The sequence below is a fragment of the Pseudarthrobacter sp. 05T312 genome (assembly GCF_056396685.1).
The window spans coordinates 1-12,242 of record NZ_JBFTLY010000005.1; the positions used below are offsets into that span (position 1 = coordinate 1).

Here is a 12,242-nt window from a genome sequence, read left to right on the forward strand (position 1 = left end):
AAAGCAGGCGTCCCCTACGGCGGCATCGCCATCACCGCCACCGTCTCCCTCCTCGGCGTCCCGCTGAACTACCTCGTCCCCGCCGAAGCCTTCGAAATCGTCCTGAACATCGCCTCCGTCGGCATCATCATGACCTGGGCCACCATCGTGCTCTGCCAAATCCAACTCAAACGCTGGGCCGACAAAGGCTGGGTCGAACGCCCCTCCTTCCGCATGTTCGGCGCCCCCTACACCGGCTACCTCTCCCTGCTCTTCCTCATCGGCGTCCTCATCATGGTCTTCATCGACTCACCCCTGACCATGCTCGTCACCGCCATCGCCTCCATCCTCATGGTCCTCGGCTGGTACGCCTGCCGCACCCGCATCCGCCAAATCGCCGAAACCCGCGACGGCTACACCGGAACATCCCCGGTGGTGGCCAACGCGGCGGCTGACACCTTCAAGAAGTAGCTGCCTTAACGTCCGACGGCGGCGCCTGGGTTCTGGAAGTCCGGAACCCAGGCGCCGCCGTCGGGGTTTAAGGGCGGTGCGCGGCCGTCACTTCGACGGCTTGACCACCAACGCTGAACCGCCGCCGCGCCTTACCGGCTCGGCCGCCGCCAGGGTGCGACCGTCATCAAGGAACTCGATGGCGGTGGCTGCCCCGATTTCCGCGGCGGAGGTGAACGAGTCACCCGATGGTGCCAGGATGTGGCCGAACCGGGATGTCAGGGCCGGCCCGTACTTGTCGATGAACGCTGGTTCTGCCGTCACCTTCTCGGTGTTCCGCTGGGACGCACGGGGGGCCGCAATGGCATCCGGGGTACTCATGCCCAGGTCGATCCGGTTAACGATGGTCTGTAGGACGGTGGTGATGATGGTGGAGCCGCCCGGTGAGCCCAGCGCCAGGAACGGCTTGCCGTCCTCCAACAGGATGGTGGGTGACATGGACGAACGCGGCCGCTTGCCCGGCTCGATCCGGTTGGGATCCGTGGCGCTGTAGACCGTGGAGAAGTCGGTGAGCTCGTTGTTGAGCAGGAACCCGCGGCCGGGAACAACCATACCGGAGCCGCCGGTCTGTTCAATGGTCAGCGTGTACTCCACAACGTTGCCCCACTTGTCCGAGACGGTCATGTTGGTGGTGGAGATGTTCTCGGTGTCCTTCTCGTCCGCGGCAGCGGCTGGTTTCATCGGGCAGGTTCCGTCGTAGTTGCTGACGTCACCGGGCAGCACCGGCTTGGTCGCCGCATGCGCGGGGTCCAGCTCGCAGGCGCGTTCCTTGCCGAAGATGGGATCCGTCAGGGCCTTGGTGGGAACATCCGCAAACGCCGGGTCCCCCACGTATTTGGCACGGTCCGCAAAAGCCAGCGCGCTGGCCTCAAGGTAGTGGTGCAGTACTGCGGGCTGGTCCTTCTTCAGTGCCGGCAGGTCGAACACGTCCAGGATGTTCAGCGATTCGCCTACCGTGGTGCCGCCGCTGCTGGACGGCGCCATGCCGTAGACGTCATAGCCCCGATAGTTCACATGCGTGGGGTCCTGGTCCAGGGCCTTATAGTCCTCCAGGTCCTTCACGGTCATGGAGCCCTTGGGGATTGGAAGGGTGGTGTCCTTCGACTTGGGTGGGTTCTGTACGGTCTTGGCGATTTCTTTGGCCAGCGGCCCACTATAGAACGCGCTCATGCCCTCATCGGCCAGGAGCCGATAGGTGTCGGCGAGATCGGGGTTCCGAAAGACCGATCCCACCTCCGGAAGCTTCCCATCGTGCAAATACAGGTCTTTGGTAGAGGTGAAGGCTTCGAAGCGCTTCTGGTTGTCAGCCGTCTGCTGGCGGAATGTGTCATCAACGACAAAGCCGTCCTCTGCGACTTCAATAGCCGGTTCCAGCGCATCCCCCAGGCTGATGCTCCCCCAGCGCTCCAGCGCGCGTTCCCACGTGGCGGGAGTACCCGGAACACCTACCGAGACACCGCTGGTGACGAGCTCAGGCGTGAAGGGGTAGGGCTGCTTTGTCTTCGGATCGATAAACGCATCGTTCTTGATCTTGGCCGGCGCCGTCTCCCGCCCATCGATGGTGCTGACTTTTCCGGACTTCGCGTCGTAGTAGACGAAGTAGCCGCCACCGCCGATTCCGGCGCTGTACGGCTCGGTGACCCCCAAGGTGGCTGCCGCAGCGACGGCGGCATCAACGGCGTTGCCGCCATGCCGGAGGACATCGATGGCCGCCGCGGACGCCTCCGGGTCCACGGTACTCACGGCGCCGCCGTAACCGGTGGCCGTGGGGTTCTTCTCGGTGTGGCGCTCGTCGCCTTCATGCGGGTTTGTCGCAACGGCGGGACTGACGGCCCCCGTGGTGACGCTTATGGCCAGCGCGGCAGTAACAGCTGCGAGCCGGCGTCCGAAATGTGGCATGGTGGCTCCTATATGGGGGTTTGAGTGATGTGGGCCACGCTACTCTTCGGGTACGACACACTCAACGGTCCCGGAAAGGGAAGGTGCACCATGGCAGGATCCAAGCTCGCGGTGGTGGGCGCTGGAAGCGTCGGAACTTCGCTGGCGTACGCGGCATTGATCCGAGGTTCTGCCAGCAACATCGCGCTGTTCGATGTCAACGCCCCCAAGGCGGAAGCTGAAGCCCTGGATCTTGCCCATGGCAGCCAGTTCGCCGCGGCGTCGGCCACCGTCACGGGTGGCGGGGACATCGCCGTCACGGAAGGCGCCGACGTCGTGGTCATCACGGCCGGCGCCAAGCAGAACCCCGGACAGAGCCGGCTGGACCTGGCCGGCACCAATGTGCGGATCCTTGAACAGCTGATGCCTCCGCTGCTGGAGCGGGCACCGGATGCTGTCTACGTGCTGGTGACGAACCCGTGCGATGTCCTGACGGTGGCCGCGCAGCAGATTTCCGGGCTGCCTCCGGAGCGGATCTTCTCCTCCGGAACGGTACTGGACACGTCCCGGCTGCGCTGGCTGCTGGCCCGCCGGGCAGGGGTCTCCGTCACCAGCGTCCACGCCAGCATGGTGGGCGAGCACGGCGACACCGAATTCCCGCTGTGGTCCGGCGCCACCATCGGCCCGGTGCCGATCCGCGACTGGACAGTTGGCGGCGAACGGATCTTCACGCCCGAATACCTCACCGGCGCTGCCAAGGAAGTGGTGCAGGCCGCTTACAAGGTCATCGCGGGCAAGGGGGCCACGAACTACGCGATCGGCCTCTCCGGGGCCCGCATCGTGGAGGCGCTACTCCGCGACGACAACGCCGTCCTGCCCGTTTCCACGGTCCTGTCAGGGCTCTGCGGGATCTCGGGGGTGGCGCTGTCCCTGCCCAGCGTGGTGGGCCGCGGCGGCGTGCACCGGGTCCTGGAGACGCCCATGGACGACGACGAGCTGGCAGCACTGCGGCACTCCGCGGACACTCTGCGGCACACGATGGACGCGCTGGGCCTCTGAGCGGACGTCATGCAACGCCTCCGCAACCCTCCCGGGCGGCGGCTTCGCATAAGCTCACTTCCAGGTGCCAAACGCTGGCCCACCGGGACTGGCTCAACGACGAACCTTCAGGAGTAACGCATGACCAACTGGCGGATCAGGGATTTCCATTCGGCGGACCTGGACGGGATCCTGCACTTGTGGGAGACCCTGAAGGCCAACAACGTGGAGCCCGTCTACGCCCTGTCCGAAGTCCTCGCCTCCTGCGAAAAAGACCATGCAGTGGTGGCGGTGCTGGGTGAGCAGGTGGTGGGTGCCGCCGTCGGACGGGCCGCCCACGACCAGGGCTGGATTGTCTTCCTCGCCACCCTGCCCGAATACCGGGGCCGAGGCATCGGCACCTCGCTGCTGGCCGCCGTCGAAAACCGGATGGCGCCGCACGGCCTGAACAAGCTCTCGGCACTCATGCCCGAATCCGAAACCCGGGTGGAGGCGTTCCTGGGCCGCGGTTTCGCGCTCAAGAAGAACCTCCGCTACTTCGAACGCACCATCCCGGTCCAGCGCCAGGAGCTCGGTGCCCTCGGCCAGCTCGGCGGCCGGGTCCTGGCACGTGACCTGTGGGAAAACGTGGCCGGCATGCGCAAGGAGAAGGAACTGCTCGAACGCCGGCTGGTGCTTCCACTGGCCGAGGCGGACCTCGCGGACGAATTCGGCGTGGTGCCGCCGCGCGCCGTCGTCCTGTTCGGCCCGCCGGGCACCGGCAAGACCACCTTCGCCAAGGCCATCGCTTCCCGGCTCGAATGGCCGTTCGTGGAGGTCTTCCCCTCCCGGCTGGCCGGCGATCCGCAAGGCCTGGCCGGTGCACTGCGCGAAACCTTCCTCGAAATCGCTGAGTTGGAGCATGCAGTGGTGTTCATCGACGAGGTGGAGGAAATCGCCTCCCAGCGGGCCGGGGACCCGCCGTCGCCGCTGCAGGGCGTGACGAACGAGCTGCTCAAGATCATCCCGGCATTCCGCGAACAGCCGGGCAGGCTCCTGGTCTGCGCCACCAACTTCATCCGCGCCCTGGACTCTGCATTCCTGCGCCACGGCCGGTTCGACTACGTTATCCCCATCGGTTTGCCGGACCGGCAGGCACGCGAAGCCATGTGGCAGCGCTTCATCCCCGCCACCGTGGTGGACGGCGTGGACGTGGAACTCCTGGTGGAGCGCACCGAGGGCTTTTCCCCGGCGGACATCGAATACGCCGCCCGGAGCGCGTCACAGCGGGCGCTGGAAAAGGCAGTGTACGACGACGGCGGGCTGGCCTCGGGGGGCGACGTGTCCGTCCGTGAGGCGGTGCGGAAGGGTCCTTCCACCCGGGACTACCTGGATGCGATCGGTGACACCAGGACCACCGTGAGCGCCGAAGTGCAGGCGGATTTCCTTGAGGACATCGAGGCCCTCGGGCGGGTCTAGTCTCCGGGGGCGGCGTCGTACCGGAGATTTTCGTAATCGGTGTCATCCGCCTCGTCCAACTGTTCGTCGAACTCCTCCAGCAGCCAGGGGTTGACGCGGGCCAGGATTTTGCGGATCTCCTCCACGTCAACGGCTGCGTAAAGCACCGGCCGCGCGTCCCGGTATTTGGTGACGGGCGGCTTGTCGGGCCACTTTTCGGCCAATGCCTGGACACGCTCAGGCAGTGAGTTGTGCGCGTTGTCGGCGATCTTGACCAGGGCGGCATCATGGTCCTGGGCGATCTCATGGATGCCGGACAGGTAGTCATCAGGGTTGGAGTGCAGCCGGTTGGTGACCCGTTCAATGATGTCGACGGCCCGCTCGGAGACCCCCATGTCCAGCAGGGCCTGCCGGGTCATCGGGGTGTCCTCGGCGATGTCGTGAAGGTACCCGGCGATCCGGACGTCGTCGTCGAAGTCTGCCAGCGCGTCCCCCACCGCCAGCACATGGTCCTTGTAGGGCCGCTTTAGCTTGTCCTTCTGGCGGTTGTGCGCCACCTCCGCAAGCACACGGGCTGTCTCGGGCGTGAAGCTGCTGGCGGCGCGGTGTTCCGTGGATTCTGGCATGACTCCAGACTACGGGGCTGTCCGAGCGGCGGGGGCGGACCAGACCCACGGTTCCCGGGGCAGCAGCCCGGGATCAAACTCGGCCAGGGCGCGTTCGAGCGGCCCCGGAGGAAGCCCCAATGAGTCGAGCAGATGGTCCCGCACCACATCGGCACTAACGCCGGCCGCTGCCAGGTCCGCCAGCGTGACGGCACCGTCGCGTTTGGCCAGCCTGACGCCATCCTGGTTCACCACCAACGGAACATGCGCATATTCCGGTGTCGGAATATTCAGAAGGGAGGCGAGATAGGCCTGCCGCGGGGTGGACGGCAGCAGGTCATCACCGCGGACCACCTGGTCGATGCCCTGCTCGGCATCGTCTACCACCACGGCGAGGTTGTACGCCGTGACGCCATCGTTGCGCCGCAGGACAAAGTCGTCCACCACGCCCGTGAACCGGCCATGGAGGACGTCCGTCACGGTGAACTCCGCAGCCCCCGCCCGCAGCCGGAGGGCGGCGGGGCGGCTGGAGCGCTTGAATTCCAGCTCAGCGGGGTCCAGGTTTCGGCAGGTTCCCGGGTAGGCACCCTGCGGGGCATGCGGCGCGGACGCCGCCTCCTGGATCTCCCGGCGCGTGCAGAAGCATTCGTACGTCAGGCCTGCGTCCTGGAGGCGGGCAATGGCTTCAGCGTAGAGGGGACCCCGGGCCGTCTGCCTCACCACGTCGCCGTCCCAGGTGACGCCAACGGCGGCCAGGTCCCGCAACTGCTCCGCTTCCGCCCCCGCGCGGGCACGGTCCAGGTCTTCCACCCGCAGCAGGAAGGCCCGGCCTGTGGAGCGGGCGAAGAGCCAGGCGAGCATGGCGGTGCGCAGGTTCCCGACATGCAGTTCGCCGGAGGGGCTGGGGGCGAATCGGCCGGCACGGGTCATGAGACCAACCCTAGACCGAATAACACAAGAGCCCCTCAGCTACCGATGACGGCGGAAAATCCGCTACGTCGGTAGCTCAGGGGCTCTTGCCGTGTTTGCAGAGTGAGCATGGTGTGAACAAGCCTCATCCAGCGGCGGCCTCCTTGCGGGAAGCGGTGTCCAGGGCGCCGGGTGGTGTGCCGGGAAACCTGTAAGCCTGCGGGGTTCCAGCGGTAGCTTTTGCCCTTGTTGCCACTATTTCAGCAGACGACCTACAGTTGGAACAACAAGCAGGACTTGGATTAGTCATTCTGATCAAATCCTGACGATGAAGCAGGCAGGAAGTGATCAGATTGCAGGAACTGGACGCCACGGACAGGCGCATCCTGAACGCCCTGGACGACGATCCGCGTGTCCCGATCATGGTGCTTGCACAGAAGCTGGGCCTGGCCCGCGGCACCGTGCAGTCACGGCTGGAACGGATGTCGGCGTCGGGGGCGCTGCGCCCCAACAGCAGCCGCGTCCTCCCGGCGGCCCTCGGCAGGGGTGTGGCGGCGGCTGTGAGCGCCGAACTGGACCAGAGCCACCTGAACGAGGCCATCGACGCACTGCGCCGGATCCCCGAAGTCCTGGAGTGCCACGCGCCGGCCGGGGACACCGATCTCCTCATCCGCGTGGTGGCCAAAAGCCCTGACGACCTCTACCGCGTCTCCGAAGAAATCCGCCTCTGCCCCGGCATCGTTCGGACATCCACCAGCATGTTCCTGCGCGAGGTCATCCCGTACCGCACCACCGGATTGCTCGCAGGATAGCCCTCCCCATCGCCCGGGCGCGGCAGCCCGGTTAGGCTGGCACCGACGAATTCACTGGGGGGAAACCATGGCGGGGAACTTGTACGACGCGGAGACTGAACCTGCAGGCACTCCGTGAGGCACCTTCCGGTCACCGCACTCCTGGGCAGCATGCTCCTGTTGTCCGGCTGCGCGTTCGCGCCGTCCCAGGAAAAAACGCCCATCGTGGTTGACGGCAACTCCCAGTTCACCCCGAAGGGCATCGATGCCATCAAGAGCAGCGGGAAAGCCTTCTTCGATTTCACCAAACGGCCGATGGAGATGTCTGCGCTGGGGCTTCCGGCGGGATCGGACGGGGCCTTGGTCGCGGCTGACTCCGGCAAGCTGATTGACGTCAGCATGACCACCCCCAACGGCGCGGTTGAGATGTCAACAGACACCATCCGCATCCGGCCCGGTGCGGACAACATGGTGGATCACGTGGATATTTTCGTCAACTACCCTGACGCGCAGGACGCGAACCGGGAAATCAAGCGGGCCGCAGATGAACTGGGCTTCGTCATTCTCCGGGACGCCGAGCCCATCGGCGCCGATTTTAAGGACGGCTCCGGCAAGGAGCAGTGGATTCCCGGGATGGGCAACCAGACGGGGACTGTCTTTTCCGCAGAGATTCTTTCCAACCACGACACCGGCCGGATGACGTTCGTCTACTCCGTGCAGCTTGCCGACAAGTACTACACCTCTGACGCCGAGGCCGGCATCGCGTCCACGGGCAGGCCGTAGGCCGTTCCTACACCGGCGGCCCCGCGTTGGACTTCAGGTTCTTCATGACCAGCGTTGACGTCAGCCGCTCCACCCCGGGCAGGGACGTGAGCTCGGTGTCGTAGAAACGCTGGTAGGCCGGCAGGTCTTCGGCGATGATCTTCAGCAGGTAGTCCGGCGAGCCGAACAGCCGCTGGGCCTCGATGATGTTCGGGTTCCCCGCTACCCGGTTCTCAAAGATCTCCATCGTGGACCTGTCCACTTGGCGGAGCGTGACAAACACGATCGCCTCGAACCCCAGGCCCACCGCAGCCGGGTCGACGTCCGCTTTGTAACCGCGGATGACTCCGGACTGTTCCAGTTCCCGCAGCCTTCGGTGGCATGGTGCCACCGTCAGTCCCACCTTGGCAGCGAGCGCCGTGGCCGTCATCCTGCCATCTTCCTGAAGGTGGCGCAAAATATTCCTGTCGATGCTGTCGATCACGCAATAAACATATCGTATTGGCGGTGGGTCGGGCGAAAACCGGAAAGCACTTTTGGCCGGATTCTCCCTATGGTTGCTCCTGAGACCGTTTCGACAGGAGAAAACCATGAATCCGCAGCTGTTCCTGGCCTTTTTGGTGGTGGCCGCCGCCCTGGCCTGCACGCCGGGAGTGGACTGGGCCTACACCATCGCGGCGGGACTGAGGCAGCGCAGCTTCGTTCCGGCGGTGGCAGGGCTTTGCGGCGGCTATGTCCTGCACACGGTCCTGCTGGTGGCAGGACTCGCTGCAGTGCTGGCCGGGATGCCCGGCGTCCTGGGCTGGATCACGCTGGCGGGTGCCGGCTACCTCCTGTGGCTCGGGGTGGGAACCCTACGGTCCTGGCGGGGGGCCACCTTCAGCGCCCATGCCGACGGCGGCTCCGGCACCCAGCTGCGCACCTTCCTGCAGGGCATGGGCACCAGCGGAATCAACCCCAAGGGCCTGCTCTTCTACGTAGCGCTCATCCCGCAGTTCATAAGTGCGGATGCTTCCCTGCCTGTGCCCGTGCAATCCGGACTGCTCGGCATGACCTTCGTTGTCCTGGCGGGCGTGGTCTACACCTTGGTGGCCCTGCTCTCACGCACCCTGCTGCAAAGCAGGCCCGGCGCCGCCCGGGCAGTGACCCTCGCCAGCGGCATCATCATGGTGGCACTGGCGGCCGTACTGCTCGGCGAGCAGCTGGTGCCGCTCCTTGCCGGCCGGGCATAGCACCGGGTCCGGGGGCATCTATTCCCCGTTCAGTTCCTTCCAGTCCTGCTCCCAGATCCGCCGCATCTCCTCGTCCTTGCGGATGGGTACCGGCGCCTCAAGCTCACGCTGCGGTTCCGGGTCGGGGCGCCGGCGGCCCCAATCGCGCGGGTTCAGCGTCCGTCGGCTTGATTCCAGCACCAGCAGCGCCCGGTCCGTCAACGCATCATTGCGGAGCGTCAGGTGGGTCTTGCGGCGGCGGAGTACCTCTGCGATCGCCTGGTGTGCGGCGTCCAGCCGGCCCTCCCTGCGCAGGGCACGGGCGCGGACCAGCAGCAGGGCCGCGGACAGATCGTCCGCGTTCAGCAGCCCCTCGGTCCAGTCGATGACGGTCCGGCTTCGACCCAACGCAAGGGCCAGGGAACAGCGCGCCAGGGCCATCGGGAGCGACGGCGGCAGCCCGCTGAGCGCATCGAGTGCAGCTTCCGTGCGGCCCGTCTCCCGCAGCGAGTGGGCGAGGGCCAGGAATACCGATTCCTCACTGAACAGGACGGGGATCTCCACCCGCTCGGCCAGTTCTATCCTGGTGACGATCCGGGTGAGGTAGGTGGAGGAGTACCGGTTCGCTTCGTCGTCGTTCCTGGTGGTGAGCCCGCGCTGGAGGAGCTCAGAAGCCCGCAGGTAGCCGCCATGCTTGTACATCAGCAGTCCGGCCATCAGGTAGCAGAGCCCGGCCCAGCCGGGATAGGCGCGCGCCAGGGTGATCAGGCGTTCCGGTTCGCGGCTCGTGAAGACAGCCTCATGCACCGCCTTGGCCGGTTTGGGCATCAGCCGCTTGAGCCGGGGCACCTCCCCGTCGATGGACAGCAGGGCAGGATTGCGTCCGCCCAGGACTCCGGTCAGCAGGCCACCCACGCCGCCGGCAAGGTCGTGGACCGGAGTGCGCAGGTGTGGCTGGCCGAAGGGAGTGAGGTCGCGGCTGTCCCAATAGATCGGCGCAGTTTCCCCGGAGCTCATCCTTCCATGCTAGCCGCGACAAGGTGGGGCGGCCTGGGACTCTAGGCCCCGGCCGCGGCTATCCACACCCCGATCACCCAGGTACTGGCGGCCAGGCAGGCGAGCCCGAATTCGGCGAGCATTCCCAGGCCGGTGGCCTTCAGGGCCGCCCAGCTGGACCTCGACGCGGCCGAAAGGTTCCGGGTGCGGACGAACTCGCTGGCCAGCAGCCCGGCGGCGAAGCCAGCAAAGAGCCCCACCACAGGGATGATGAACATACCCACCACACCCGCCACCAAAGCCACCACGATGCTGCGGCCGGGAATGGCGTGCTGCTTCAGCTTCCGGCCGGTGAGGACGGCGCCCGCCGTCATTCCTGCGGCCACAAAAATCATGGCCACCGCGAATACCACCCAGCCCGCCGCACCGGCACCCCCCCAGATGGCCCACGCCAGCAGGCTTACGCCGATCAGGACGCTCCCGGGCAGGACAGGAATGATGGTGCCAGCTACCCCCACCAGGATCGCCAGGCCGCACAGGATGGTCACCACGGTTTCGGAGCTCATGGTGCCCAGTCTAGGGCGCTGCCTTAACGCCCGACGGCGGTGCCTCCTTCAGGAAAGGAGGCACCGCCGTCGTGGTTTCCAGGGAAGGAAGCCCTACTCCGCTTCCACCGCTGCGGCGACCGCGGCAGTGACTGCCGGGGCCACGCGGGGGTCCAGCGGGCTGGGCACGATGTAGTCGGCCGAGAGGTCCTCTTCGGCGAGCTCGGCGATGGCGCGTGCCGCCGCAAGCTTCATGGCAGGGGTGATGCGGCGGGCGCCGGCGTCGAGGGCACCGCGGAAGATGCCGGGGAACGCCAGGACGTTGTTGATCTGGTTCGGAAAATCACTGCGGCCCGTGGCCACGACGGCGGCGTACTTCACAGCAACCTCGGGCAGGACTTCGGGGTCCGGGTTGGACAGTGCGAACACGATGGCGTCCTTGTTCATGGTGGCCAGGTGGGCCTCGTCCAGCTTGGAGGAGGAGACGCCAATGAAGACGTCGGCACCGGCCAGTGCCTCAGCGGGTCCGCCGGAGATGCCGCGGGGGTTGCTGCGGCCCGCGATGTCGGCTTTCTTGCCAGCGGGGCTGGCGGCGAGGTCGGCCCGGTTGCTGTTGATGACACCCCGGGAATCGAGCAGCACCACGTCGGTGATGCCCGCTGCGAGCAGGATTTCGGCAACGGCAATTCCGGCCGCGCCTGCACCCGACACCGCGACTTTGAGCCCTTCGAGGCCGCGGCCGGTCACCTTCGCGGCGTTCGTGAGGGCGGCAAGGGCCACCACGGCGGTGCCGTGCTGGTCGTCGTGCATGACCGGGCAGTCCAGGGCTTCGATGAGCTTTTCCTCAAGCTCGAAGCAGCGGGGTGCCGAGATGTCCTCGAGGTTCACGGCGCCGAAGCTGGGGCGCAGGCGGACCAGGGTCTCCACGATCTCGTCCACGTCGGTGGTGTTGAGGACCAGCGGGATGGAGTCGAGGTCGCCAAAGGTCTTGAAGAGGGCGGACTTGCCTTCCATCACCGGAAGCGAGGCGCTGGCACCGATGTTGCCCAGGCCCAGGACGGCGGTACCGTCGCTGACCACGACCACCAGGCGTTCCGCCCAGGTCAGCGTGCGGGCGAGTTCGGGCTTGGCGTGGATGGCGCGGCTGACCTCGGCGACACCCGGCGTGTAGGCGATGGACAGGTCCCGCTTGTTGGACAGCGGAACAGTGCTGGTGACGGACAGCTTGCCGCCCTGGTGGGCGCCGAAGATCTCGTCTTCGGTCAGGGCAGTGGCTGCTGAGTTGTCGGTGGCGGTGATGGCGTCAATGGACACGTCGTTGTCTCCTGGTGCTTGCCGTGGGCACACGGCACATGGGACTGGAGCCCGGAAGCGGGCCCAGCGTGGAAAAGTAGTGCGACAGGAAACCCAGGGGTGGCGGGTCCGCGGGAACGCCGGGGATGTTTCCGCCCTGCCGCTCCTGTGCCTCCATGGTAGGCAGTCCCAAGGGGGCGGTCCGGCCACCCTTGACACGAAAAATCCGTGCTAAAGCGTTTACGCAGGGCCTTTTGTGGTCCGCATCACGTGATTATGGCGGATTTA

The 12,242-nt window shown here is 66.2% G+C and carries 12 protein-coding genes and 1 pseudogene; 6 read left to right on the top strand and 7 right to left on the bottom strand.

Annotated elements, in window-relative coordinates; genetic code table 11:
* A pseudogene (locus tag AC1DIP_RS09080) lies at window positions 1–450 on the top strand (amino acid permease); the annotation flags it as partial.
* A gap of 87 nt (window positions 451–537) precedes the next feature.
* On the opposite strand, the gene ggt reads toward AC1DIP_RS09080, so the two are convergent.
* The gene (ggt, locus tag AC1DIP_RS09085; RefSeq protein ID WP_477733532.1) at window positions 538–2,388 is read right to left on the bottom strand and encodes a gamma-glutamyltransferase; all 1,851 of its coding nucleotides are present in this window, start codon (window positions 2,386–2,388) and stop codon (window positions 538–540) included.
* A gap of 90 nt (window positions 2,389–2,478) precedes the next feature.
* Between ggt and AC1DIP_RS09090 the strand changes: the two genes are divergently transcribed.
* Both AC1DIP_RS09090 and AC1DIP_RS09095 read left to right on the top strand, forming a co-directional pair.
* Window positions 2,479–3,426, top strand: coding sequence for an L-lactate dehydrogenase (locus tag AC1DIP_RS09090; protein ID WP_477733533.1), 948 nt, complete (start codon window positions 2,479–2,481; stop codon window positions 3,424–3,426).
* A gap of 120 nt (window positions 3,427–3,546) precedes the next feature.
* Entirely contained in the window at window positions 3,547–4,863 is a 1,317-nt protein-coding gene (locus AC1DIP_RS09095; RefSeq protein WP_477733534.1) for an ATP-binding protein, read from the top strand.
* Here the strand turns inward: AC1DIP_RS09095 and AC1DIP_RS09100 are convergent.
* Window positions 4,860–5,468, bottom strand: a complete 609-nt coding sequence (locus AC1DIP_RS09100) for an HD domain-containing protein (protein ID WP_477733535.1) — start codon at window positions 5,466–5,468, stop codon at window positions 4,860–4,862. The genes AC1DIP_RS09095 and AC1DIP_RS09100 overlap by 4 nt on opposite strands.
* 9 nt (window positions 5,469–5,477) lie before the next feature.
* Window positions 5,478–6,377: a tRNA glutamyl-Q(34) synthetase GluQRS gene (gene gluQRS, locus AC1DIP_RS09105; protein WP_477733536.1), complete on the bottom strand. Its 900-nt coding sequence runs from the start codon at window positions 6,375–6,377 to the stop codon at window positions 5,478–5,480.
* A 332-nt stretch (window positions 6,378–6,709) separates the two neighbouring features.
* Between gluQRS and AC1DIP_RS09110 the strand changes: the two genes are divergently transcribed.
* Both AC1DIP_RS09110 and AC1DIP_RS09115 read left to right on the top strand, forming a co-directional pair.
* The gene (locus AC1DIP_RS09110; RefSeq protein ID WP_477733652.1) at window positions 6,710–7,168 is read left to right on the top strand and encodes an Lrp/AsnC family transcriptional regulator; all 459 of its coding nucleotides are present in this window, start codon (window positions 6,710–6,712) and stop codon (window positions 7,166–7,168) included.
* Between the two features lie 114 nt (window positions 7,169–7,282).
* Entirely contained in the window at window positions 7,283–7,930 is a 648-nt protein-coding gene (locus AC1DIP_RS09115; RefSeq protein ID WP_477733537.1) for a hypothetical protein, read from the top strand.
* 7 nt (window positions 7,931–7,937) lie between these two features.
* Here AC1DIP_RS09115 and AC1DIP_RS09120 read toward each other — a convergent pair whose 3' ends face one another.
* Window positions 7,938–8,393, bottom strand: coding sequence for an Lrp/AsnC family transcriptional regulator (locus AC1DIP_RS09120; RefSeq protein ID WP_141158962.1), 456 nt, complete (start codon window positions 8,391–8,393; stop codon window positions 7,938–7,940).
* Window positions 8,394–8,499: 106 nt separating this feature from the next.
* Between AC1DIP_RS09120 and AC1DIP_RS09125 the strand changes: the two genes are divergently transcribed.
* Window positions 8,500–9,141, top strand: a complete 642-nt coding sequence (locus tag AC1DIP_RS09125) for a LysE family translocator (protein ID WP_477733538.1) — start codon at window positions 8,500–8,502, stop codon at window positions 9,139–9,141.
* 18 nt (window positions 9,142–9,159) lie between these two features.
* Here the strand turns inward: AC1DIP_RS09125 and AC1DIP_RS09130 are convergent, their stop codons facing one another.
* The 3 genes from AC1DIP_RS09130 to AC1DIP_RS09140 form a co-directional block, all read right to left on the bottom strand.
* Window positions 9,160–10,137: a hypothetical protein gene (locus AC1DIP_RS09130; protein ID WP_477733539.1), complete on the bottom strand. Its 978-nt coding sequence runs from the start codon at window positions 10,135–10,137 to the stop codon at window positions 9,160–9,162.
* 41 nt (window positions 10,138–10,178) lie between these two features.
* Entirely contained in the window at window positions 10,179–10,682 is a 504-nt protein-coding gene (locus AC1DIP_RS09135; RefSeq protein WP_477733540.1) for a DUF456 domain-containing protein, read from the bottom strand.
* 93 nt (window positions 10,683–10,775) lie between these two features.
* Complete coding sequence (locus AC1DIP_RS09140; protein ID WP_477733541.1) at window positions 10,776–11,975, bottom strand: NAD(P)-dependent malic enzyme; 1,200 nt, start codon at window positions 11,973–11,975, stop codon at window positions 10,776–10,778.
* Window positions 11,976–12,242: the final 267 nt, after the last annotated feature.

Bases quoted from the DNA above. Each gene is read 5' to 3' on its own strand.
- ggt (WP_477733532.1), bottom strand. From the start codon at position 2,388: ATGCCACATTTCGGACGCCGGCTCGCAGCTGTTACTGCCGCGCTGGCC.
- AC1DIP_RS09090 (WP_477733533.1), top strand. From the start codon at position 2,479: ATGGCAGGATCCAAGCTCGCGGTGGTGGGCGCTGGAAGCGTCGGAACT.
- AC1DIP_RS09095 (WP_477733534.1), top strand. From the start codon at position 3,547: ATGACCAACTGGCGGATCAGGGATTTCCATTCGGCGGACCTGGACGGG.
- AC1DIP_RS09100 (WP_477733535.1), bottom strand. From the start codon at position 5,468: ATGCCAGAATCCACGGAACACCGCGCCGCCAGCAGCTTCACGCCCGAG.
- gluQRS (WP_477733536.1), bottom strand. From the start codon at position 6,377: ATGACCCGTGCCGGCCGATTCGCCCCCAGCCCCTCCGGCGAACTGCAT.
- AC1DIP_RS09125 (WP_477733538.1), top strand. From the start codon at position 8,500: ATGAATCCGCAGCTGTTCCTGGCCTTTTTGGTGGTGGCCGCCGCCCTG.
- AC1DIP_RS09130 (WP_477733539.1), bottom strand. From the start codon at position 10,137: ATGAGCTCCGGGGAAACTGCGCCGATCTATTGGGACAGCCGCGACCTC.
- AC1DIP_RS09135 (WP_477733540.1), bottom strand. From the start codon at position 10,682: ATGAGCTCCGAAACCGTGGTGACCATCCTGTGCGGCCTGGCGATCCTG.